Annotated in this window: 24 protein-coding genes; all 24 read right to left on the bottom strand. The window is 69.2% G+C overall.

The window, feature by feature from the left end:
* Position 1: 1 nt before the first annotated feature.
* Positions 2–337, bottom strand: coding sequence for a hypothetical protein (locus GXW78_RS07540; protein WP_211867509.1), 336 nt, complete (start codon positions 335–337; stop codon positions 2–4).
* Between the two features lies 1 nt (position 338).
* Positions 339–1,430: a hypothetical protein gene (locus GXW78_RS07545; protein WP_211867511.1), complete on the bottom strand. Its 1,092-nt coding sequence runs from the start codon at positions 1,428–1,430 to the stop codon at positions 339–341.
* A gap of 18 nt (positions 1,431–1,448) precedes the next feature.
* Positions 1,449–4,889 carry a hypothetical protein gene (locus tag GXW78_RS07550; RefSeq protein ID WP_211867512.1) on the bottom strand — a complete coding sequence of 1,147 codons (3,441 nt, stop codon included), beginning with the start codon at positions 4,887–4,889 and terminating at the stop codon, positions 1,449–1,451.
* Positions 4,886–5,611 carry a hypothetical protein gene (locus GXW78_RS07555; protein ID WP_211867514.1) on the bottom strand — a complete coding sequence of 242 codons (726 nt, stop codon included), beginning with the start codon at positions 5,609–5,611 and terminating at the stop codon, positions 4,886–4,888. Before GXW78_RS07555 ends, GXW78_RS07550 begins: the two co-directional genes overlap by 4 nt.
* A 98-nt stretch (positions 5,612–5,709) precedes the next feature.
* Positions 5,710–5,841, bottom strand: a complete 132-nt coding sequence (locus GXW78_RS28235; protein WP_272876802.1) for a hypothetical protein — start codon at positions 5,839–5,841, stop codon at positions 5,710–5,712.
* A 170-nt stretch (positions 5,842–6,011) separates the two neighbouring features.
* Positions 6,012–6,593 carry a hypothetical protein gene (locus tag GXW78_RS07560; RefSeq protein WP_211867516.1) on the bottom strand — a complete coding sequence of 194 codons (582 nt, stop codon included), beginning with the start codon at positions 6,591–6,593 and terminating at the stop codon, positions 6,012–6,014.
* A gap of 101 nt (positions 6,594–6,694) precedes the next feature.
* The gene (locus tag GXW78_RS07565) at positions 6,695–7,864 is read right to left on the bottom strand and encodes a hypothetical protein (RefSeq protein WP_211867518.1); all 1,170 of its coding nucleotides are present in this window, start codon (positions 7,862–7,864) and stop codon (positions 6,695–6,697) included.
* Between the two features lie 6 nt (positions 7,865–7,870).
* Positions 7,871–8,110, bottom strand: coding sequence for a hypothetical protein (locus tag GXW78_RS07570; protein WP_211867520.1), 240 nt, complete (start codon positions 8,108–8,110; stop codon positions 7,871–7,873).
* A gap of 14 nt (positions 8,111–8,124) precedes the next feature.
* Positions 8,125–8,583 (bottom strand): hypothetical protein, encoded by a 459-nt coding sequence (locus GXW78_RS07575; RefSeq protein ID WP_211867522.1) that lies wholly within the window; start codon positions 8,581–8,583, stop codon positions 8,125–8,127.
* A 1-nt stretch (position 8,584) separates the two neighbouring features.
* The gene (locus GXW78_RS07580) at positions 8,585–8,875 is read right to left on the bottom strand and encodes a phage fiber-tail adaptor protein (RefSeq protein WP_211867524.1); all 291 of its coding nucleotides are present in this window, start codon (positions 8,873–8,875) and stop codon (positions 8,585–8,587) included.
* Positions 8,872–10,590 carry an autotransporter outer membrane beta-barrel domain-containing protein gene (locus tag GXW78_RS07585; protein WP_211867526.1) on the bottom strand — a complete coding sequence of 573 codons (1,719 nt, stop codon included), beginning with the start codon at positions 10,588–10,590 and terminating at the stop codon, positions 8,872–8,874. Before GXW78_RS07585 ends, GXW78_RS07580 begins: the two co-directional genes overlap by 4 nt.
* Positions 10,591–10,593: 3 nt before the next feature.
* Positions 10,594–11,061: a hypothetical protein gene (locus GXW78_RS07590; RefSeq protein WP_211867528.1), complete on the bottom strand. Its 468-nt coding sequence runs from the start codon at positions 11,059–11,061 to the stop codon at positions 10,594–10,596.
* Positions 11,054–11,563 carry a hypothetical protein gene (locus GXW78_RS07595; RefSeq protein WP_211867530.1) on the bottom strand — a complete coding sequence of 170 codons (510 nt, stop codon included), beginning with the start codon at positions 11,561–11,563 and terminating at the stop codon, positions 11,054–11,056. Before GXW78_RS07595 ends, GXW78_RS07590 begins: the two co-directional genes overlap by 8 nt.
* 10 nt (positions 11,564–11,573) lie before the next feature.
* On the bottom strand, positions 11,574–11,978 hold the full coding sequence (locus GXW78_RS07600; protein WP_211867531.1) for a hypothetical protein: 405 nt from the start codon (positions 11,976–11,978) through the stop codon (positions 11,574–11,576).
* Positions 11,979–11,991: 13 nt separating this feature from the next.
* Entirely contained in the window at positions 11,992–12,321 is a 330-nt protein-coding gene (locus tag GXW78_RS07605) for a head-tail joining protein (protein ID WP_211867532.1), read from the bottom strand.
* A gap of 12 nt (positions 12,322–12,333) precedes the next feature.
* A complete protein-coding gene (locus tag GXW78_RS07610) occupies positions 12,334–12,600 on the bottom strand; it encodes a hypothetical protein (protein WP_211867533.1) in 267 nt (88 codons plus the stop codon).
* 2 nt (positions 12,601–12,602) lie between these two features.
* Positions 12,603–13,634 (bottom strand): major capsid protein, encoded by a 1,032-nt coding sequence (locus GXW78_RS07615; protein ID WP_211867534.1) that lies wholly within the window; start codon positions 13,632–13,634, stop codon positions 12,603–12,605.
* A gap of 51 nt (positions 13,635–13,685) precedes the next feature.
* Entirely contained in the window at positions 13,686–14,069 is a 384-nt protein-coding gene (locus GXW78_RS07620; protein WP_211867535.1) for a head decoration protein, read from the bottom strand.
* Positions 14,070–14,094: 25 nt separating this feature from the next.
* Positions 14,095–14,718: a hypothetical protein gene (locus GXW78_RS07625; protein ID WP_211867536.1), complete on the bottom strand. Its 624-nt coding sequence runs from the start codon at positions 14,716–14,718 to the stop codon at positions 14,095–14,097.
* Between the two features lie 56 nt (positions 14,719–14,774).
* Positions 14,775–15,680 carry a S49 family peptidase gene (locus GXW78_RS07630; protein WP_211867538.1) on the bottom strand — a complete coding sequence of 302 codons (906 nt, stop codon included), beginning with the start codon at positions 15,678–15,680 and terminating at the stop codon, positions 14,775–14,777.
* Entirely contained in the window at positions 15,677–17,308 is a 1,632-nt protein-coding gene (locus GXW78_RS07635; RefSeq protein WP_211867540.1) for a phage portal protein, read from the bottom strand. Before GXW78_RS07635 ends, GXW78_RS07630 begins: the two co-directional genes overlap by 4 nt.
* The gene (gpW, locus tag GXW78_RS07640) at positions 17,305–17,550 is read right to left on the bottom strand and encodes a gpW family head-tail joining protein (protein ID WP_211867542.1); all 246 of its coding nucleotides are present in this window, start codon (positions 17,548–17,550) and stop codon (positions 17,305–17,307) included. Before gpW ends, GXW78_RS07635 begins: the two co-directional genes overlap by 4 nt.
* A complete protein-coding gene (locus GXW78_RS07645; protein ID WP_211867544.1) occupies positions 17,550–19,679 on the bottom strand; it encodes a terminase gpA endonuclease subunit in 2,130 nt (709 codons plus the stop codon). The genes gpW and GXW78_RS07645 overlap by 1 nt, the downstream gene beginning before the upstream one ends.
* On the bottom strand, positions 19,663–20,285 hold a 623-nt coding region (locus GXW78_RS07650), incomplete at its 5' end, for a hypothetical protein (protein WP_211867546.1). The genes GXW78_RS07645 and GXW78_RS07650, both read right to left, overlap by 17 nt.

A 20,285-nucleotide genomic window follows, 5' to 3' on the forward strand; every position in this document is an offset into this window, starting at 1 on the left:
GTCACAGTCCGACCGCCGTGACGAAGAGGCCGTCCACCTGTTCGGCCGTCAGCGCGAACTGCTCGGCGCCCCAGGCGATGAAGTCGCTGCCCCGCAGCCATGTCTGCTGCTCAAACCGAAGCCGCGTGACTTCGCGCTCGGTTTCATTCTCGATGAGCGCGATGCGGTCGCGGATCATCTGCTCGGTGATCCCGGCGCCCAGCAGGGCGATAAGGCCTTGCGTGCGCGAGATGGAATCAGGGACCAACACCAGCGCGGCGCGCTCCGCGTCGATTTCCATCTGCGCCAGGTCCTCCTCCGACATCTCGACGAGGAGGCCGTCCACCATCTTCTGCATGTCAGCGAATCCCTGCGATGGTCACGTTGCCGGACAGCGTGCCGACCGTCGGCAGGATGCGGATCGCGTTGACCGCACCGGCAGCGTTGCGCCGGCCGCCGAATAAGCCGATCCCGCCATACGAACCGCCGCCGCCGTAATCGACGTAGGTGGCCTTTCCGACCAGGGAGGGGGCGACCGGGCTGTCACCGACAAAGAAGGTGTAATCGCCCGTCAGCAGCGTCGACCCGTCCATAGACGACGACATCGGCAGCATGGAGGAGTTGCCCGTCGACGTACCGACCAGGCTCGACGTGCTGTTCCACAATTGCCGGAAATTGTAGTCCGAGGCGCCAGCCGCGAACGATGCGCCCCCATTGGTGGAGGTGCGAAGCCCGATCTGGCAGTTCGTGGTGCTCACCGCCATTTCGGTGATCGTGATCCGGAAGGCGCGAAAGCCGGCCGGAAGCGTGAAGTCGATCGCGCCGACCAGGACGCCGCCCTGGGAACGGACGAACACCTCGGCAGGGAGCGCGCTACTGACCCAGCCGGACGTCACCCGCCGAAGGGTTGCCACCTCACCCGGCGCTAGTGTGAGCGTCGCCCCACCGTTGATGGTCTCGGACGCGTTCGCGTCTATCGTCAGCAGAGCGTTCCCGCCATTGCGGATTTCGATGTCGCTGCCGATCGGCACCGTGGCGATGGCGGGCAGGTTCACCGTGCCGGCGCTCGCCGCGGTCCACCAGTTGAGGAAGTTGCCGAGGTCGGCGAGCGTCAGGTTAACGGTCGTCGCCGTGCTCTCGATGACGCGTCGCTCCCCCGCGTCGATCCAGGCGAACACATCCTTGGTGCCCGGCGGCAGCGACACCAGGGCATCGCTGTTGGACGATGCCAGGACCGCGCCTCGCGTCAGCGTTCCCGGCAATCCGCCGTTGAATTGCCCGAAGCCCATCTCGAAACCGTTCGCCCAGGAGATGACGTACTTCACGGCGATGGACGACGCGCCATAGGCAGCATTGAAACTGCGCCCGGCGCCCGAGGCGGAGTTGAGTGTCAGCGTGCCGGTCCCCACCGTGTCGGTGGACTGCTTGGCACGCCAGGGCAGGATTGGCATTGATGTTCCCCGTCAGGTTTAGCGGCGCGCGATGAGGGCTTCCAGGGTGAACAGGAGGCGATTGATGTCGCCCCGCATCCCCTTCATCTCGTCGAGCGCCAGACCGTTCATGTCGAAGATCCGCTCCAGCGCAGCGGTGCTTCCGGCCTGCACGTCGAGCAGCGCGGACAGGCCGTACTGATCGCCGCCCAGCGCCGCGATGTCCCGTCCGAAGCCGGCAGTCAGGGCGGCAAACCGCTCGCTGGTGCCGAGGTAGTCGCGCGCCACCGGCAGGAACGTCTGCGCCACGCTCGATAGCTGATTGATATCCCCGCTCTGCCGTGCCTGGTTGTAGGCCTGGAGACCCGCGAAATAGCGCGCCTCCGGCGCCAACCCGCCCCCGCCGCCGACCGTGAGCCCGAGGAGGAGGTCGCGCGCGGTGCCGGCCTTCTGATCCTGCTGCTGCTTGAGCAATACATCACGCTCGGTTGCCTGCGCGGAGGCGAGCATGCTGACGCGCACGTCATCGGAAGCGGCGCCGAGGGCCTTCAGGGCCGTCCGGAGTTCTTCCATCTCCGCCGTGGCCCGCAGGTCGAATGCCTGCATCATGCTGTCCGGCGTGCCGAGCGCCCCGAGGCGCCGCATCTCGAACGCCGTCCCCAGGCCGGTCAGCTGCCGGTCGCGGTCGCGATAGAGGGATGCCCGCTCCTCACCCCTGACCACGTCGTAGTAGCTGAGCCTTTCCGCGCGCAGGCCCGAGCCCTCGCCGATGCCGAGATCCGTCAGGGTTGCCTCCAGCGCCCGGCGCTCATCCTCCGTCTGGATGTCGAAACTGAAGATCGACGCATCGAAGGCGCGCCCGCCCGTCGCCATGCGCCGGGCGTCCAGACCCTGGGCAGCGCGCACATCAGCGCGGCTGCGCGCGGCGTAGGCTTCCTCCGTCTGCTTCGCCTGCGCAGCGCTCAGCGCATCGATCGACAGGCCCCACCGCTGCGCCCCGTCGATTGCGGGCGCGAAGCTGTCAGCGATGGTCTTCAGGGTCTGTTCGAACTGGCTGCCCGCCTCCTTGGCCTTCAGCATCGGTTCGTAGATCTGCGTGATGAACTGGCTGGCCGTCTCGATCTCCTGCCAGGAGCCAACCGTGCCGGCACGCAGGGCCGTCTCGAGGTTGGCATTGTTGGCGGTAAGGTTGCCGCGCACACGGCCGAACAGGTCCTGCGGGTCGAATTGGCTGTTGGGCGACATGCCCGAGCCGACGATATCCACCGCGCCCCAGAGGCCGGCGGCCCCGCGGACGGAATCGGTGACGCGCACACCGGTAGCGCCAAGCAACTGATTGATGGGGTCGATCGCCTCCTGAACCGATGCGCGCGCCCCCCATTCATCCCAGCGCTTGCCGCCGGCTCCGACGATGGAGAAGTGCCCGTTGTCGGCCAGTCCGATACCGACGTCGCCGCCGGAGAACTGGCGCGAGGGGCCGATCAGGCCGCCCAGGGAGCCGCCGCCAGACCCGCCGACCAGGCCACCGACGAGGGCACCGATCGCAGTGCCAACGCCGGGAATAATCGAACCGATCATCGCACCGGCAGCGGCGCCCCCGACGGCACCGACACCCGAGCCGATCTGAACGTTGGTCCGCTGCGCATCGGTCTTGGCGATCATGTTGCCGAACGTCGTGCCCAGCATGTACCCACCGCCGATGCCGGCGGCGTAGGTACCGAGGGACACGCTGCCGAGGGTGCTCAGCATGCCGCCGCTGCCTTGAGCGGCAGCTACCGCAGCCGGCGCAGCAGGGCCGTAGACGCCCGCGCCCATCCCGGCCAGCGCGGCATTCGTCGCACCAGCGCCGGAGGACGCAAACCACCCTGCGCCCGACTGCCAAATCGGGTTGTTGATGTACCCGCTGAGGCCGCCGAGCCAGGAGGAGCCGCCGCCACCGCTGAGATTGCTGTAGAGGCTGCTTCCGGTGCGGGCGAGGCCGAACAGGTCGAGGGAGCCGTCGCCGCCCTGCGCCGCCGCCACCCCGCCGGCACCGGCGGGACCAGCGGACCACATCATTGGCATGGACCCGCCGGCCATGGCGGGGGCGCCGAAGCCGCCGAGGCTGAACCCGCCGCCCCCACCGCCGAATATACTGCCCAGGCCAAACAGCCCCGACATGCCGCCATTGCCGCTGCCCAGGCCCCCGAGACCCAGCGACTGCACGATCGGCGCGATGACAGGACGGATCACCGCCTCCGCCGCGATGCGGGCGATGGTGGACTTCGCGGTCCGCTCCATCGCGTCCCACATACCGTCCCAGCCCTGGCCGTTCTCATCGAACAGGTCAGCGAAGCGCTCGGCGCCGTAGTCGACGATGCGATCCGTGACGCGGCGGTTCTGTTCCTCGCGCCGCTCGAGCACCTGGCGCTCATTCTCCGCTGCGCGCTTCTGGGCTTCGTCCTGCTGGTTGACCCACTCCATCCAGGCGTTGTTGGAGCCGTCGAGAGGGCCATACGACTGCCGCTCGCGCGACGATCCCCCGCGGCCCGACCTTGGCGCTGGTGGACGATTCGGACTGGAGCCGTCCTGGACTGAGGCCGCGATGCGGCCCTCCATCAGCGCGGCAACATTCCGCTGACCGGCAATCTGCCGCTCCAGCATCGCGACCTCGCCCCGCACTCGCAGGACTTCAGGGTCCCGATCAAGGCGGGCCGCAGTGGCAGCCGCCTCCGCGCGCAGTGCGGATTGCTGACGGAGCAGCGTCTCCAGAATTGCACTGTCTGCGACAGACCGATTCGGGTTGGACTGCAATGCATCGATAGTCGCATCGACAGAGGTTCCAACGCGCGCGCCTCGCGTCAGCGATCCAAGGCTAGTCTGTTGGGCCTGGAGATTCGCTTCCAGGAGCGTGGCGGAGGCATTGGCCTGATCCCGAATGCTCGCCATGCCCTCGCGATACAGCCGCCGGGCCCGCTCCGCCGCATCCTCACTCAGCCGGATGAAGGCCCGGACGCCTTCCGCAGCGTCTCGTACCGCTTCCTCGTTGAGGCGCACGCGGCCGGTCAGGAAGTCGAATGATGTCCCAAGCGCCCGGGTGATGGGCTCCCAGTTCTGAAAGATCGCGTAGGCAGCACCCGCCGCGGCGCCTGCCGCCCCGAAGGCGGCAACCAAACCCGCTCCCCCGCGAAGGACACCAAGCAGGCCGGTCGCCGCCCCCGTCGCTCGCTCCATCACCGGCGCAATGGTCGCGAAGTCCCCGCCCAGCTTCGTCAGACTGCTAGAAGCGGCAGTACCCACCGCCTGCAGCGCGCCCAGAACGCGTGACGAGCTTTCGGCGCCAGTTGCCAGAGCGCCGAGTTGCTGCCCGCTCGCCTGCGCTCGCTGGCCGAGGCGCTCGGCAGCCCGGCCGGCCTCATCCAGGACGCGATTGAATGCTTCGCCGCCATCGGCGCGCAGTTCGATGGGCGGGATACCGCCGCCCCCTAAGCTGCTGCTCATGCTGATCTCCGAATGGCCTTGGAGAGCCGGTCCGCCCACACGTCCGGCATTTCCCGCGCAACGACGCCGGCGACGATCGCCTTTGGATCCAACCGCTGCCGGTAGACCGGCGGCTTCTTTGCGAAGATCAGGATGGGGCGAATGACCTCCGCCCCCTTCACGTCCAGCTTCTGGTAGATGGCCGGCGGCAGGTTGTTTGGCAGCAGGCGACCACCCGGTGTCCGGCGCACTGCTTGGCCGGGCCAGACGACGAAGTAGTATTCGGCCCGGCGACGCCCACGGCTGCGCTTGCCGGGCCGGCGGTTTCCATCGAAACCCTGCCCAGCCCCGCCGAGCGCCTGGAGATCCGACAGGATCTTGTTCATCCGCGGGCCGGTCACATTGCCATAGGCATCGACCTGGGCGAACTGCGTCGGTACGAGGTAAACCGTCTGCCCCCCCGGCATCCGCATCTGAAGTCGCCGCTCGCCCGCCTTCTGCCGGCGGGGGCCGCCTCCGATCTGCGCGCGCAGGTAGCCCTGGTAGGCGCCCTCATGAGCGCCCTTGAATTGACCGGCCCGGCTCCACGGATCGGTACTGCCGCGCCAGACGACCGCCGCGGCGGGCCCCGGCAGGTCTTCCACCCACGCAAGGCTGTTCAGCGCGTAGGGCGTCGGGCGATCGAAGACCCGGCGCATCTCTCCCTGGATTGCCCGGACCCCGCGCTCCGCCAGGATGTTCATCGTACGGCGGGCGGCGTCCTCGACTTGCGCACGCTTGGATCGCAGCGCATCGCGGATCGCGCTGACGGTTGGAACCGTCTTCAGCGATATGCGCATGCCTATCCCTGCTCCTGCTTGTCGAGCTCATCAAAGCGCCGCTCTGCGGCATCCAGGACTGCGAAGGCGTTGATCAGCCAGGCGGGCTGCTGGTTGATCCCACCTGCCTCCGGCAGAAGCGCCAGCCCGCCCATGCCACCGCGGCAGCGCGCCCAGAGGCGCACCGCATGGTGATAGGCCCGGGGTACGACATGCTGCGGATTGCGTGGCCACCATTCATCGCCGACGCGAAAGGGAACGCCGCCCTCCGGTGTCGCGCGACCTCGGAATGCCTCGGGGTCGCGCGAGACCGCCAGGGCGGCCCTCAGTTTTTTTCCGCGGCCGGGCCCGGCCGAACCAAGCGCATCGCCGCCGCATGCAGCACCTCGACGTCACCGGTCGGCAGGGCCGCCACTGCGTCGCGTTTCCAACGCAGGCAAATCGCGAGAAGCTCCAGTTGCTCCGAGCGATGCTCTTCAATTTGGTGTCGGCGCAACTCGATCAGAGCCTTCGCCTCACGCATCGCCCACTCCGCTCGCATCCGGCGGCGCCGCGCAGCACTCGCATCCCGATCCGCCTGACCAAAATCCCTCCGCTCCTCCGCCGACCACGTCGATCGGTCGGGCCCGAACGCCGCGTAGTGGGAGGTGAGCGCGTCCTGCGCCGTCTCGTCAGCATCGAGCGCAGCGAGGTGCGCGGCCTTTTGCTCTTCGGGGAGGCCGGATCCTTGGATCTCCTGACGGAGGGCGTCGACGAAGATCGCGTCGTTCGGCACAACCATCGACGCCGAACGGGCGACGATTTCACCGAACTCCCCGAACGTCGGCGCATGCAGGGTGAAACTGCGATCAGTGCCTGGAATGGGCACGTCGATCGTAACGCCACCGCTCACGATGGGCTTGGTCATGATGTAATCTCCTGGCGGGAAGAGGGTGGACGGCAGGCACCGCCATGCCTGCCGTCCGTGCAGCGCCGGCGCGGCGCCTGACCCGCGGCGGCGGGGTTCGGTCAGAAGCAGCAGAGGAACGCGCCGGCGTTCGGCGTGTCCGGCGTCAGCACGATGGAATCGACGCCGAGCTCTCCGCGTTCCTCATCGCCCAGCTCGGTGACCTGCGCGGATGGGCAGGACAGCGCGAAGCGGTTGCCGGCCGTGGCGCCCCAGATGGCGGCGTAGGGCATCGGCACCCCCGATTCCCACGCGCCTGCGCGCGCCGGGGACCGGGTCGTGCGGCTGAACGGGTTCAGGGTGTAGCGAGGCGATGCGCCGGTCAGGATCGGCACGTCATACCCCTGCGGGGCTTCGGGATTCTCGGTGTAGTAGGACCGGTTGCCCATCTCGAAGTTCACGGACTGGACGTCCGCGACGGCGCGGTTGAGCTGCGACATGCCGCCCATCCAAAGCGGGGGGCGGCGCGTGACGGGCACGAAGTTCGTGACCATCGTCGCGGCTTCCTTGTAGGCGGCGACCATGCCGGTCAGCGTGTAGACCAGGCTGGCGGGCTGCCCCGCGATAAGGCCGATGCCCCAGCTGCCCTTCATGCCCAGGAACCGGTGCCGCAGCCCGTCCTCATAGATGTAGGCGGTCAGGCCAGCTTCCTGCGATTCGTCGCTGATCGGCCGGTACAGGACGTTGGTCGGAATCTGCAGTGACGTGCCGGACGACAGGATGGGCGAGTAGGTGCGCCCGAGCGAGACGACACGGCCGGTCGTGTAGTCGATGACGACGTCGACCGCGCCGGCGGCCGGGTTACCGGTCAGCAGGATCGCCATGCCGCGGTACTGCTGCGCCGTGGTGCCGAACGGGCTGGCCGCGGTCACCGTGGTGCCGGTGCCGGATGCGGCTGCCGTCGGCGCGCCGACCGCGGCGGCGGTGACGACTTCCTCCATGCGGCACGCCTTCATGGCCTTGCCCCATTCCGGCGCCTGGCCGGCCGTGCCGCTGCCGACCATCGGCACCGCGATCCGCAGTTCGGCGCGCGCGCCGGCCGGGATCGGCGCCAGGTCGTCATAGGCGCCGCTCTCACCCGGATTCTGCACCAGGTCCCGAACCGGTCGGACGGTCCAGCGGCAGGTGACGTAGTCGGACGGCGACGGCGTGCCGGCGATGGCATCGACGCCCTGTGTCGTTTCCTGCTTCAGGGCCAGCGCCCGAATGCGCTTGCGGATGGTGTCGGACATCGCCGGTTACTCCCCTTCCTGATCGGCCGCGGGCGCGGCGTCCGGCGCCGCGACGGCCTCCGGTTCGGGCTCGGCGGTGATCACGCCGGAGCTCGCCGGCGGCGTGACGCGGGCCGGCGCCGACACGGCCTCAGCATCGCCGGCGTCGATCAGCGCGTCGGCCTGCTGTTCCGGCAGGTCCAGCGTGATGCCAGGCGCGACAGAGCGGCCCGCGACCTCGCAGGGCCGCAGAGTGCGGATGATCATGATCGGGGTCTCCGTCAGGTGGTGGTGGCGTAGGGGCTCGCGGTCGGCGTGATCGCCAGGGCTTCGAAGCCGACATCGAAGTAGCCGGAGGCGACGCTGCTGGACGAAGCGTCCAGCATGACAAAGTCGACCTGGCCGTTGGTGGCCTGGACGGTGCAGGGCCCGAGATCCGCGCCCTCCAGGGCTGCGCTGACCTGGGCATGCAGGGCCGACAGCCGCTGTTCGGCCAGCAAATCGGCCGAAGGCCCCTCACCCTTCACGTAGCCGGTGATGGTGAAGCGCACGGTCCAGAAGGTCAGGCCCGGCGATTGCGACTGGTCGGGCACCATCTCCATGCCTTGCAGCACCAGGCGCGGGTACTCGCTGATGTCGACGGCCGCACGACGCGCCCGCTCGACCGGGACACCGACGATGGAGGCGGCCAGCCTGTCCGCCACCGCGGCCAGGACGGCTTCCCGGATGGGGGTCGCCATGTCAGAGCTCCTGCACCCGCAGCTGCACGGTGCGCTGCAGCGTGCGCCCGGCGGCCGTCGTCATCGTGAAGGTGATGCCGTAGTCGGTGCCAGCCTGGCCGCCGGACAGCCGCACCGTCGCGAGACCCTCCGGCGTCGTCGCGGTGCTGCCGATGGTGATGTCGCCCGGCGCGGCTTCGACCACCACGCTGACCAGCGTATCCGCGGCTTCCGCCATCCAGCGGGTTGCGTCGAGGGTGTAGTCCCACTCGTCGGCGGGGTCCTTCCCCTCGATCCAGCGCAGCCCGCTCATACCGCTACCCTCTCTCGACGCTGCAATTGCGGGATGACGGGCGGCGGCAGGGCCGGCTGAAACCGCCGCCCCAGCAGCACGGTCCGGCGCGGATCCACCGCGATGGGGCTTCCGGTCGTCACGATGCCCAGCGCCAGCACGGCATCCCCGCCGTCGGTCAGTGCCGCGGCACCGCGAATCGCCAGCGCACCGCCGGCCGCGATGCCGTCGGCGAGATCCAGCAGGACCGCCGCACCGGTGATCCTGATCCCTGCGGCCGATGCCACCGCGTCGGCGCCGTCCTGCAACGCCGCGGCGCCGGCGATCGAGACCGTGCCCGATGCGGTCGCCGTGTCGTTGCCGTCCACAAGGGCCATCGCCCCCTGGATCACGTTCCCCAGGCCACCGGACGCCGTGACGCTGTCCGGCCCATCCGCCACTGCCGCCGCGCCCGCGATGAGCACGACCGCCGCGCCTGTGACTGCGTCGGCGCCATCGGACAGCGCTGCAGTGCCGCCGACCCGGACGACGCCGGCTGCCTGGACGCTGTCGGCGCTGTCCACCAGCGCCGCGCTGCCGGTGATGCCCCCTTCGGCACCGCCGGTCGCGCTGACGACGTCCGGCCCGTCGGCCAGCGATGCCACGCCGGTGACGGAGACGGTGCCGGACGCCGCGGCCTGGTCGGTTCCGTCCGTGACACCGGCGGCGCCTGCGATCGCGACCGTTCCGGCCGCCTGCGCACCGTCGCTGGAATCGTTCAGCGCCGCGCCGCCCGCGACCCTGACGGTGCCCGCCACCGACGCCGCATCGGCGCTGTCCACGCCTGCCACAGCACCGCTGATGAGAGCCGCGGCCGCAGAGCTGACCACGTCCGGTCCATCGGACAGGATCGCTTCGCCGGCTATCTCTCCGGGGCCGTCCGCAGGGATTCCGCGCGCGACGGACCGCCATACGGGGCGCTGCAGCAAATCCCACGGATCGGCCAGGAAGGCCCGCATCTCCCCGTCCGACCACTGCCGCGAGGCCATGCCAGCAGCGAAGACGCGCCCGGTCAGGAAGTAGTCCGTCCCGTAGTCCGCCCCGCCGATGTTCTCGAAGGCGTCCTGCTCCGTCGTCCCACCAAAGGCGGTGCTGGTCCCGCTGGAGCCGGCCGAGAGCACGCCCGTGCTCAGGTTCAGGATGTAGCCGGCATGCTGAGTCACGCCGTCAGTCGCGCCGACCATCAGCAGGACGTTCCCCGCAGCCCAGTTGCCGAGGGCGAACTCGACGCCGCCATTCGAACGCCGGCCGATGGAGAAGAAGACCTGCGACGCGGTCGGCGCGAAAGCCAGGTAGGTGATGCCGGCCGCGCCCGTCATCGAATAGATCGCCGGGTACTGTCCGCCCGCCGGCGCGCCATCCACGATCGCCATGGCGAAGATGGTCGCCGGAGCCAAGTCTGTCTGGAGCGACGGAGGCGCCCAGGTCGCGCGCTGCGCCTGGAACATCCCTCCCGCGCTGTTGTGCAGCGAGCACGGGCCGAACGCGCCGGTGATCACCTGCGGGACGGCCGACTGCGGCTCGATGTACGGGCCGCCGGGCTCTGGAGCGAGGTTGTAGAGCCGGCGTTGGCCGCCGAGCGCGCCGGGGAAGTAGAGGCTGCGCAGGCGGTCCGCGAGCGGGTGCTGTCGGTTGACGCCCCGCAGTTCGGTCGGGATGGCGTAGGGCGACCCCGCCCGCATGCGACGCGCCGGCATTCGTCAGCTGACCTGCTCGGCGTAGGACCGGAACTTCATCGTCATGTTCGTCGCGTGGTTCGGCAGCGCCGCGCCCGTCCGATTGACGACATAGGGCATGAACTTGCTCGGCGGGATGATCCCGCGGCATGACCCGCGATGAGCCAGGGTCGCCTGCTTGAAGGTGATGACCCCGAAGAAGTAGCCGCCCCCGGGATAGTCAGTGACGGCCGCCCCGTCGGTAGTGTTCGGGTAGGTGCCATCATGCTGCTCCGGGAGCAGGTAGACGGCCAGATGCCCGCCGATGCCCACCGCCCAGGTGCTGGTGACGCAGGAGAAGGAAAACTCCCCGTACAGGTGCAGGTTGGCCGAGTTGTCCAGCGCAGCCGCGATCGTCGACAGCTTGCCGCCGTTGCTCGCGAGCGCCTGGAAGTCCGCCGGATTGAAGGCGTCGACCCAGGATGCCGGGGCGCCATACTTCGCGTCAGCCATCCTGCAGGCCCCTTGCGGCTGTCACGTTCTCGGCTGTCACCGCGGGCACCCAGACCGGGAACTCCGCCGTCATCAGGGCGGTGAGACGCTCGACCGTCGCCGGCCGCATCAGCCCAGCGGCAGCGAAGCCAGCCATCATGGTCGTGATGACCTCGCGGTCTTCCTCGGTGTCGGTGCCGAGCGCGTCGGTATGCTGGACCGCATCGACCGCGATGATCGCTGCGGCGATGAGGGCATTCTGCTGCTCGTCGGCGGTCGGCTCTCTGCGGGAAAAGAGCTTCAGCCGGCCCCAGTCGCCGGTTTTCAGCAGGATGCTGAGGGCAGCCCGGCTGGACACGGCAACCGGGCGTTCCTCCCGATGCGCGTTCAGCAGGAAGGCAACCTGAGCAGCGCTGAACGCCGCGTACTCCTCGGAGAGCGCCACAGCCTTCAGCGACTGCATCCCAGGCTGCCAGCCATACTGGTCAGCCGCGCCGACCGCCCAGGTGCGAGATTCCGACACGGCCGGCGCCTCAGGCGTTGCCGCGGGTGTAGGAAAAGCTGCTGATCGTGACCGTCTGCGCGTTCGCGATGCTGGTGTTGTCCAGCGTCATGTCACCGCCGCCGCCGGTTCCGGTGATCGTGCCCTGCGCATGCGTGGTCGTGCCGGCGCTGTCCTTCAGCCGCCAGTGCCCGGCGGTACCGCCCGCACCCGCCGTGCCCTGCCAGGTGCCGGACTTTGCGACCACACCACCCGATGCCGCGCCCATCCAGTCGGACGGCAGGGTGATCTCGCACAGCAGCGTGCCGATGTCCGCCGCCGCGCAGTCCGCCGGCGGAGCGCCGGTCCGGATCTGCAGCTTCGGCGACGTGCCGACCGTCGATTCCAGCTGGTTGGCCTGGTTGTTGCGCAGGGTCGCGCCGAACTGGAGCGTCATGACAGGCGCCTCGCTACTCGGTTTCGGACAGGGTCAGGCGCCAGGTGACGCCCTCGATATCGAGCTCGGCCGTCTCGACCTTGAAGGCCTCGGCGCCGATGGTGATGCGGTCGCCGCGCTCCGGATCGACCGGCAGCGCGGCCCGCGGCACGTTTACCTCCCGCCTCGGCGTGACGGTGCCGAGCGTGGCGCCGCCGAACTCCTGCATCTCCGGACGGGATTCGATGCCGCGGAAGGCGACCGGCCCAGCCGGCGCGCGCGCCGGGCCGGCCGACCAGGTGCAGGCGGTCGACAGATTCGGGTCGCTGTGCAAGGCAGCGACCGCATCATCGAAGACGGACACCGCGTCGGAGGCCTAGCGCCGGGAGCGCGACGAGCCGGAGCCGCTACCCCTGACGGTATCCACCTCTCCACCCTCGACGGAATCGGCGCCGTCCAGTGTGTCGGAGCTGGAGCCGTCGAGGGTGTCGACGCCGCCCTCGGCAGGCGCCTCGGCCGTGTCCTCCACGATGCCGGCCAGCACCAGCGCGGGGGCCTCGTCGTCTGCGATCTCGACGATCGCGCCAGGACCGTGGGGCTCGCCCCCAACCACCACGGTCCCGATCTTCACCCGGGCGCGCATGGTCAACGCACCTTCGCGGCGGCGGCGGCGCCGACGCGCTTCGGGATGACAAGCGGCGCCGACTGCATCAGCAGGATGCGGCGGGCCGGGTCCTTCTCGATCCAGCTCTTGGGCGCATAGGCGAGCGCCCCATAGGCGAACTCGGGATCGATGATGGCACCGAAGGCGCGCTCGCCTTCCAGGTCCTCCGAACCGAGCAGCACCGTGCCGTCGGCCAGCATGGGCTTCTCCTGCCCGTCGACCGGATCGATGTACCAGTCGTTGTACAGCCACAGGGCATAGTTGCCCCAGTGCCCCTTGTACTGGCCGCCCGCGACACGCCCACCGCCGAGATTGACGTTGCTGTCGCCGGCGCGCTGGAAGTCGATCGCCTTCTCGATCGCCGGGTCGGCCTTGAAGTAGTTCCAGGCCATCGGCGTGAAGACGATGTCGGTCACCGCCGCGCCGCTCTCCTGCAGCACCGTGGTCGCCCAGGTCTCGATGTTCGCCGACGGCGACACACCCGCCTCGCCCCAACGGTCGCCTGATGTCAGCGTGATGGTCAGGCCGGAGGGACGGCTGAAGTTGATGACCGTATCCGGGAAGCCCTCACCCACGACGGTGATCGTTCCCGTGGCGAGCGCACTTGCCGCCATCCATTCGAGGCGACGATCGATCATCGCCATCTGATCCTCGAGCTCCTGCTCGATGATAGCCAGCTCGCGCTCCGCCGCGGACAGCGCACCACCGAGCTTCTCGCCGGCAATGCGCTTGAGCGGACGACGCGGGTCGAGCGGCCGGCGGTCCTTGATGTAGGGCGGCTTGAAGCTGTTCGTGGTGAAGCCGCGGCTTTCCACCAGCTTGCCCTGCACCAGAGGCGAGCAGAACGGCGCCAGGCGCCGCTTGCCGACGATGACATCGATCGAAACCTCTTCGGAATCGTATTCGATGATGCCGGGGAAGAACTTGCTCAGCAGGAAGCCGGGCGAGCGCCCCCGCAGGTCGCGCACCACACGCACCAGGGTCGCCGTGTCATAGGCGTTGCCGACGGACATGTCTCACTTCTCCATCGCCGCCGCGCGGCGCTCTGGGGTTGCTGGTAGGCGTCAGGCCGCGACGGCGGCCTTCAGATGGATGCCTCGGGCGGTCAGCGCGGGACGCACGCTGGCGAGCGTGTGGGCGGTCCCGAGGATCACGCCGGCCTCGTTGAACTCGCCCGCCTCGAACACGCCGGTGGAGGCGTCGCTGCCGCCGGTCGTGATGTTGTCGGCGGCGATCGCGCACGGCGTCTGGCTGCCGTCGGACGCGGCGGAGAGGCTGATGATGTACTTCCCGCTGGCGGTGATCCGGCCGAGCAGATGCCCGCGCTGGATCGTCTGGCCCGCCAGGATGGTCACCGTGCGGGTGATGACCGGATAGTCGGTCAGCAGCAGCTTGTCGGGCGTGTAGGTTTCGGCCTGCACGGCAGGGCCGACGAGGGAACCGCTCATGGAAGTCTCCTGTCTCGGGTTGGGTTCAGGCTTCGCCGCGCGCCTTGCGCCCCGCGGCAAGGATCGCCGCCGCGGTCGCTTCGGCGCTGCCCTGCGGCGCGGGTGGCGCATCCGCGCCAAGCTGCGGGTTCGCTTCCGGGCCGGCGCCGTTCATGCGCTCATCGAGTGAACGGCGGCGGCCTTTGCCGCCATCCGCATCCGCGGCGGCGTGCGCCAGCTGGAGCACCGTCTCGGCATTCGACGAGGAGAGGCCGGTGCTGAAAGCGAGGAAGGCGCCGAGCGCTGCGTAGCTGCCGACGGCGTGCCGGCTGGTGACGATCGCCTGGATGCGGGCGGCCGGCTTCTCCTTCTCCGGCCCCTCATCCGCGGCGTCGTCGTCTTCGTCGCCTTCACCCTCGGCGTCCGGCTTCTTCTCCTTCTCCGGCGCCTCACTCTCTTCGTCGTCGGCGCCGTCTTCGTCGTCCTCGCCCTCGGCGTCCGGCTTCCTCTCCTTCTCCTCCTCCGCCGCCTTACTGGCGGGCGGGGCCTGAAGATGCGCGGCGGGCGCCGGAGCAGGCGGGCCCTTGCGGGTGCCCTCATCCTCCAGGGCCGCCCGGCCAAAGCCGAGCAGATGGGCGAAGGGCAGCGCGCCCAGATCGCGAAGATGCATCGCGGGGTCTCCTACGGTCAGGTTGTGGAAGCGCGCCGCCGGAAGGCAGCGAAGGGTCAGAGGCTGGCGAGCAGCGAGCGGAACGCGGCGTCGGGCGCCATCACGGAATCGGCCAGGCCGACCGAGACAGCCTCGGCGCCCATGAAGCACGCGGCCTGCTGGCCGCGAACGCTGGCCGGGGTCAGGTTCCGGTTGGCGGCAACCGTCTCGACGAACAGTTCGCCGACGATGTCGATCTCGGCCTGCACCCGCTTGAGGAGGTCGGGCGTCACGCCCTCGAAACGCGACCGGCCTTCCTCGGCCTTTCGCGCGCCGTAGTGCACGAAGTGCACCGAGATGCCCTCGGCGTTGAGATGGCGCGAGAAGTCCGCGAGCATGGTGATCACGCCGACGCTGCCGGCGCCCCCAGTGCGCGGCACCGTGATGCGATCGCACGCCGAGGCGATGGCATAGGCCGCCGAATAGGCGCCCTCGGCGCAGATACCCCAGATCGGCTTACCGCGACCGCGCAGCGCCCGCAGCGTATCGACCAGGTCGAAGCACCCGGCCACCTCGCCGCCCGGGCTATCGAGGTCGAGCGCGATGGCACGCACCTGCGGATCCGCCAGGGCGGTGAACAGGTTCTGCCGCACCCCGTCATAGCCGGTCATGCCGGAATAAGGGCGCAGGCTGTAGAGCCGCTGCACCAGCGTTCCGTGCACCTCGATCACCGCGACGCCGGCGAGGATGTCGTAGCCCCGCCGGTCGGGGTCGCTGCCTGGGGCTGCGAGCCAGGGATCATTCTCGATCGCCTGGCGCGCCGCGACACCCGGCGCGAGGGCAATACCATCGGCGCGCGTGATGCTGGTCAGGCCAAGGCGCTCGGCCACGGCCGCGATCGCCACTTCGGCCTTGTCGGGCCGCAGCAGCAGCGGGGCATTGAAGATCCGGCTGGCGAGCTGCGCGAAGCGGATATGGCTCACGATGCGTCCTCCGGCACGGGGCCGTCCTGCGGTTCCGGCGCCAGGCTCGCGGCCGCGACCTGGCCGGCCCAGCCGGGCACCGGCAGGCCGCGCTGCCGGAAGGCCTCGATCTCGCGGGCGCGCTGGTCCAGCACGTCTTCCCAGTCCATGCCGGAGTTCTCCGCGGCCTCATGTTCCAGCGTGGACAGACCCGCTTCCATGCGAAGCTGCGCACCGGCCGGTTCCTTCACCGGGTCGATGTAGCCGCGCCCCGGCCCCCGCCAGTCCGCGCGGGAATAGGCGGCCCGCATCTCGACATAGTCCGGTGCGCCGGCCGGCAACGGCGGCGCATCGCGCTCCATCGCTTCCTCGAGGAAGGCGCACCAGATCGGATGCGCGAAGCCCCGCGCGAAGCCATGGCGGCGCCGCGTCAGCGTCTTCCACGTCTCAAGCAGTGCCGCGCGAGCCGAGCTGTAGTTGGTCCGCGACCAGTCCTGCGAGACCTGCATCTCCGACTGGCCGGTCGCGGATGCGATGTTGCGCAGAACCGCGTTGACGAAGTCGGGATAGTTGCCCGACGGGCGGTTCGCCGCGATCGTGTTGATCGTCTCGCCGGGAAACAGGTGCGCGAGCCGCACCCCATTCACCGCCAGGCGCTTATCCGCGTGGAAATCGGCCCGCGCCTGCTGATACGCAGGCAGCGAACCCCCATCGCCGAGCGCTTCCTGCACCAGGTCAGTGTCGAAGGGGCTCTGCACGTAGGCGGCGAAGATCGCGTTCACGATCGCGGCCTGCAATTCCACCCCATCGTAACGGGTCAGCGCCTTCATCCGCGCGAGAACCGGCGTCAGCACACCGACGCCGCGGTGCTGCTCGATCTCGTCGCGCTCGAAGTAGTGCACCACGACCGGGCGCCCCCAGCGCGTCTCCCGCACCCAGCGCCGCCAAGCGTAGCGCACCGGGCTGGACGTGAAATCGCCCGGATGCGCCTCGCGGAAGTGGTACGCAACCGCGGCGCCGTCCGCATCGAGCTCGACGCCGGCGCGCATCCGGTCGGTGTCCATCCCATCGTTGGGGTTGGACAGCCGCGACGGCGCGACGAGTGCCGTGGTCGTGGCATAGACCCCGCGACCATAGGCCAGGCGCTCCGGCCGCCATGACACCAGGCCCAGCGCATCGCCCTCGACCAGCATGGTGCGGAAGCCCAGCCGGAACAGGTCGGGGATGGTCCCCTGCCGCGCCGTATCCGCCCAGCACGCAGGATCGTGCGCCCAGTCGCGCCAGCAGCCTTTGGCCCAGGTCGTGAACTCCGCCGCCCACCTGGCATCGAACGCCGGGGAGTACCAGGCGAGGCTCCGGAAGTCCGGCTTCGGCGCCGGCCGCAGATCCGCCCCGACCGCACCATCGACGATGCGGGTGACCGCACCCGAGGCCCAGCCGTCATTTCGCACCAGGTCGGCAATGCGCGCCATGACAGTGCGGCGGGAGAACCCCATGGCGGCGTCGGGGCTGGTCAGCAGCGGGTTCCAGCCGGCCAGTTCCTGGCTCAGCAGATCGCCGGCCTGGTAGCCGCCGGCACTGGCAAGGCGTCGCCCCGACGAGCGTGCGATCGGCAGACCGTCCGCCCCGAGAATGGTGGGGGTACTCATCCGAAGCGCAGCCCGATGGCACGACGGCGGCGCATCGGCGCATAGCCGAGCTGGCGTCGGAGTTCCTCGATGTACTGGTCGAGCGCCGCGCGATCGGAATCGCTGTAGCGGACCTGCCGCCCGTCAGCCAACACGACCTGCACAACCTTCGTGCCGGTCAGGAGCTGGTGACGCGCGCTCTCGGCTTGCGCAAGGCGCGCCCGGACCACCTCGAGGTCGACTTCCGGCAGCGTGCCTGACATCACGGCAGCATCCGCGCAAGGCTACGACGAGCGGAATGCGCGCCGACGCTGACGATTGCGGCGACGGGCGGGATCACAAGCGGTGCGGCGCTGGCAGCCGCGCCCTTCGGCTCCGGCTCCTGCTCGCTCTCGATCGCCACCAGCATACTGTTGGTCTCCCACGATGCCGCCCAGTTCGGCGGCCGATCCCAATCGATGCGGTGCAAGCCATGAAGACGGGCGACGAGCTCGCACCCCACCATCATGTCCAGCACTTCATTGCGCCTTCCCGCCTCGGCCTTGCTCCACACGCCCGAGACGGGGTCGCGCGTCTCCGCCGCGAGCTGCTCGAAGAACTCATGCGGCGGCGCGTCGTCGCGAAGGGCGAATGGAAATCCCACCGACCCGATGCCAGGCGCCTCGACCGCCAGCTGCGCCGCAAGCGCGTCCTTCGCCGCGTTCGGATTGAACAGCAGCAGCGGCACCTGCCCCCGCGCGGCGGCCTTGCGGTCCTTCCGCTGGCTGTTCGGATAGGCCAGCATGATACGCGGGGCGGCCCGCGCTGACGCACCGCGCGTCGGCACTAAGTTCCAGACGTCGCGCCCCTCGATCAGGCCCAATTTCTGCGCCTTGCCCGCCTTGCGACGGCGAAGCCAAGCGGCATAGGCCTGCTCCGTCACCCCCGGCACGCCATAAGCGTCGAAACCGGCGGCCCGAACGCGCATGCCCCGGCCGGACCCGTCCGCCAGCGGATACACAGTCTCCTGCAGGCGCTCGAGCAGCTCATCCCAGTCATCCGGGTTGGTCCCCGGCTCTGCCGGCATGATCTGCCGATCGATCACGCAGGACCGGCCACCCTCACCCCATCCGCGAACCAACCATTCAAAACGAGAGCCCTGCGCGTCCGCCCAGATGGACAGGAAGCGCACCCAGTCCGGCACGATGCCGAGATCGAGACCCTTGTCTGCTCGCTCCGCGAGCACCGCGGCATCGATGCTGCCGAGCCGCGCCGGCGGGGCGTAGGGCTCGCCAAACGTCTTCACCATGACCTGGCGAAGGCCTTCATGGTCACCGAGGTCGGCCGCTCGCTCCGCCTGCGCCTGCGCCCGCGCCAGGCCGCCTATGCCATCCTTCGTGAACGGGGACATGACGCCAAGGATCCAGGCGCCGGCAGTCTTCACGCGACGCCGCTCGCCTGTGACGCGGCCGTCCTCGTCGATCGTCTCGCCCTCACCCACCCAGCGGCCAGTGAGGTTCATGGCGTAGCGCTCGCCGTCCTCGATCAAGCAGCCCGTCGGGCAGACGAGCCGCGCCTTCGCCTGGATTTCGTCCAACGAAGCATCCTTCGGCCAGTCGAGTACCATGCGCCGCGCTGTACCCGGGTGCGGTGAGGAATAGGTGCCGCAGTGCGGGCAGCGCCACCACCAGGTGCATCGCGTGCTGTCGGCATACACCGCCATGATCCCGCGCTGCTTCGTGCGCGGCGCGTCGATCGGTGCGCCCCGGTCGGGGTGGCTGATGACCAGCAGCTTCGAATCAGCACCGGCCGCCTGTCGCCGTGGGTTGAGCAGGGCGAGCGGATCGCCGAGCGATTCGTCGTAGTTGTCGATCTCGTCTGCGACGATGCGCGCGACGTGCTTGTTCACCAGCGATGACGGCGTGAAGGTCAGGAACTCCGCCCGCCCGCCGCGGAAGCGCTTGAAGGCAACGGAATCGCGCCCGAGGCCGCGCCGCAGATGACCGAGCAGCGGGTCATGCTGGTCGAGCATCGGCTCGATGCGGCCCTTCACATAGGCATCGAGCGCGGCGTCGGTGTTCAGGTACCACAGCAGATCGGCCGGATCGCTCTCGGCCGTGTAGAGCAGCCAGTTCTCCGCGATCATGGTCTTACCGCAGGCGCCGGGCCCGATGATGCCGACCGTGTCGTACTGGTCGTCGCTGAGCCAGTGCATCGGCTCGGTCAGATAGGGCGCGGTGTCGTGCGACCAGCGCTCGAGATGCGCGCCGACCGGCGACTTCACCCACCGATTCCTGCCGGCGTGGTCGGCGACCGACATGCGGTTCGGCGGAAGGATCGCCTCGAAGGCATCGCGCAACAGCGCCAGCGGATCCGCAAACGCGAAACTCGCCGGCTCAAGGGGCCCGCTCATGCTCCTCATCCCCTTGCGGATCCGGCAGCGCCTCCACCGGGCTCAGGATGTCGCATAACTTGCGATGGAGAATACGAAGCTGCGCCTCGTTGTCGCGGCGCATGTCACGCACCACGGCCTCCGGCAGGTTGTAGCGTCTACCCTGCTGGGCCGGCTGACCAAGGAAGAACTGCACCAGGACGGTGAAGGCTTCGGACAGCGGCCCCCTGATCTCCGACTTGTTGACTAGCTGGCTCGCTTGCTTCTGAAGCTCGATCTCCTTGAGCCTCGCCTGCGCCAGTTTGAGGCGATCGCTTGATGACAGGACATGCTGCTCAGGCGGCAGCATGTCGTCGATCGGCAAGCTGATCTGGGCGAGGAGCTCGTCGCGTTCCGCCCGGCTCGCCGTCTCCTCGTCCCGCATTCTTTGAACGAAGTCGATGACAGCCTCAGGATCGAGTTGCCACGCGATCCCGTTTCCACCCTCCGCGACCACCGGGAAGTCCCGGTATTTCCGCACCATACGGCGCATGGTCGGAAGAGAGATGCGGAGCTTGTCCGCCATCTCCTCCAGATTCACGGTGACCATGCGACCCCCGCTGCGGCGCCGGCGCGGACAGAAACAGG

The organism is Neoroseomonas terrae (assembly GCF_018129025.1).
Lineage (GTDB): Bacteria > Pseudomonadota > Alphaproteobacteria > Acetobacterales > Acetobacteraceae > Neoroseomonas > Neoroseomonas terrae.

Excerpts from the sequence above, each read along its gene's own strand:
- GXW78_RS07585 (WP_211867526.1), bottom strand. The coding sequence starts at position 10,590 with ATGCCGGCGCGTCGCATGCGGGCGGGGTCGCCCTACGCCATCCCGACC.
- GXW78_RS07600 (WP_211867531.1), bottom strand. The coding sequence starts at position 11,978 with ATGACGCTCCAGTTCGGCGCGACCCTGCGCAACAACCAGGCCAACCAG.
- GXW78_RS07560 (WP_211867516.1), bottom strand. The coding sequence starts at position 6,593 with ATGACCAAGCCCATCGTGAGCGGTGGCGTTACGATCGACGTGCCCATT.
- GXW78_RS07620 (WP_211867535.1), bottom strand. The coding sequence starts at position 14,069 with ATGAGCGGTTCCCTCGTCGGCCCTGCCGTGCAGGCCGAAACCTACACG.
- GXW78_RS07590 (WP_211867528.1), bottom strand. The coding sequence starts at position 11,061 with ATGGCTGACGCGAAGTATGGCGCCCCGGCATCCTGGGTCGACGCCTTC.
- GXW78_RS07555 (WP_211867514.1), bottom strand. The coding sequence starts at position 5,611 with ATGAACATCCTGGCGGAGCGCGGGGTCCGGGCAATCCAGGGAGAGATG.
- GXW78_RS07580 (WP_211867524.1), bottom strand. The coding sequence starts at position 8,875 with ATGAGCGGGCTGCGCTGGATCGAGGGGAAGGACCCCGCCGACGAGTGG.
- GXW78_RS07645 (WP_211867544.1), bottom strand. The coding sequence starts at position 19,679 with ATGAGCGGGCCCCTTGAGCCGGCGAGTTTCGCGTTTGCGGATCCGCTG.
- GXW78_RS07570 (WP_211867520.1), bottom strand. The coding sequence starts at position 8,110 with ATGATCATCCGCACTCTGCGGCCCTGCGAGGTCGCGGGCCGCTCTGTC.
- GXW78_RS07610 (WP_211867533.1), bottom strand. The coding sequence starts at position 12,600 with ATGCGCGCCCGGGTGAAGATCGGGACCGTGGTGGTTGGGGGCGAGCCC.
- GXW78_RS07635 (WP_211867540.1), bottom strand. The coding sequence starts at position 17,308 with ATGAGTACCCCCACCATTCTCGGGGCGGACGGTCTGCCGATCGCACGC.
- GXW78_RS07615 (WP_211867534.1), bottom strand. The coding sequence starts at position 13,634 with ATGTCCGTCGGCAACGCCTATGACACGGCGACCCTGGTGCGTGTGGTG.
- GXW78_RS07550 (WP_211867512.1), bottom strand. The coding sequence starts at position 4,889 with ATGAGCAGCAGCTTAGGGGGCGGCGGTATCCCGCCCATCGAACTGCGC.
- GXW78_RS07575 (WP_211867522.1), bottom strand. The coding sequence starts at position 8,583 with ATGGCGACCCCCATCCGGGAAGCCGTCCTGGCCGCGGTGGCGGACAGG.
- gpW (WP_211867542.1), bottom strand. The coding sequence starts at position 17,550 with ATGTCAGGCACGCTGCCGGAAGTCGACCTCGAGGTGGTCCGGGCGCGC.
- GXW78_RS07625 (WP_211867536.1), bottom strand. The coding sequence starts at position 14,718 with ATGCATCTTCGCGATCTGGGCGCGCTGCCCTTCGCCCATCTGCTCGGC.
- GXW78_RS07565 (WP_211867518.1), bottom strand. The coding sequence starts at position 7,864 with ATGTCCGACACCATCCGCAAGCGCATTCGGGCGCTGGCCCTGAAGCAG.
- GXW78_RS28235 (WP_272876802.1), bottom strand. The coding sequence starts at position 5,841 with ATGGGCGGGCTGGCGCTTCTGCCGGAGGCAGGTGGGATCAACCAGCAG.
- GXW78_RS07545 (WP_211867511.1), bottom strand. The coding sequence starts at position 1,430 with ATGCCAATCCTGCCCTGGCGTGCCAAGCAGTCCACCGACACGGTGGGG.
- GXW78_RS07540 (WP_211867509.1), bottom strand. The coding sequence starts at position 337 with ATGCAGAAGATGGTGGACGGCCTCCTCGTCGAGATGTCGGAGGAGGAC.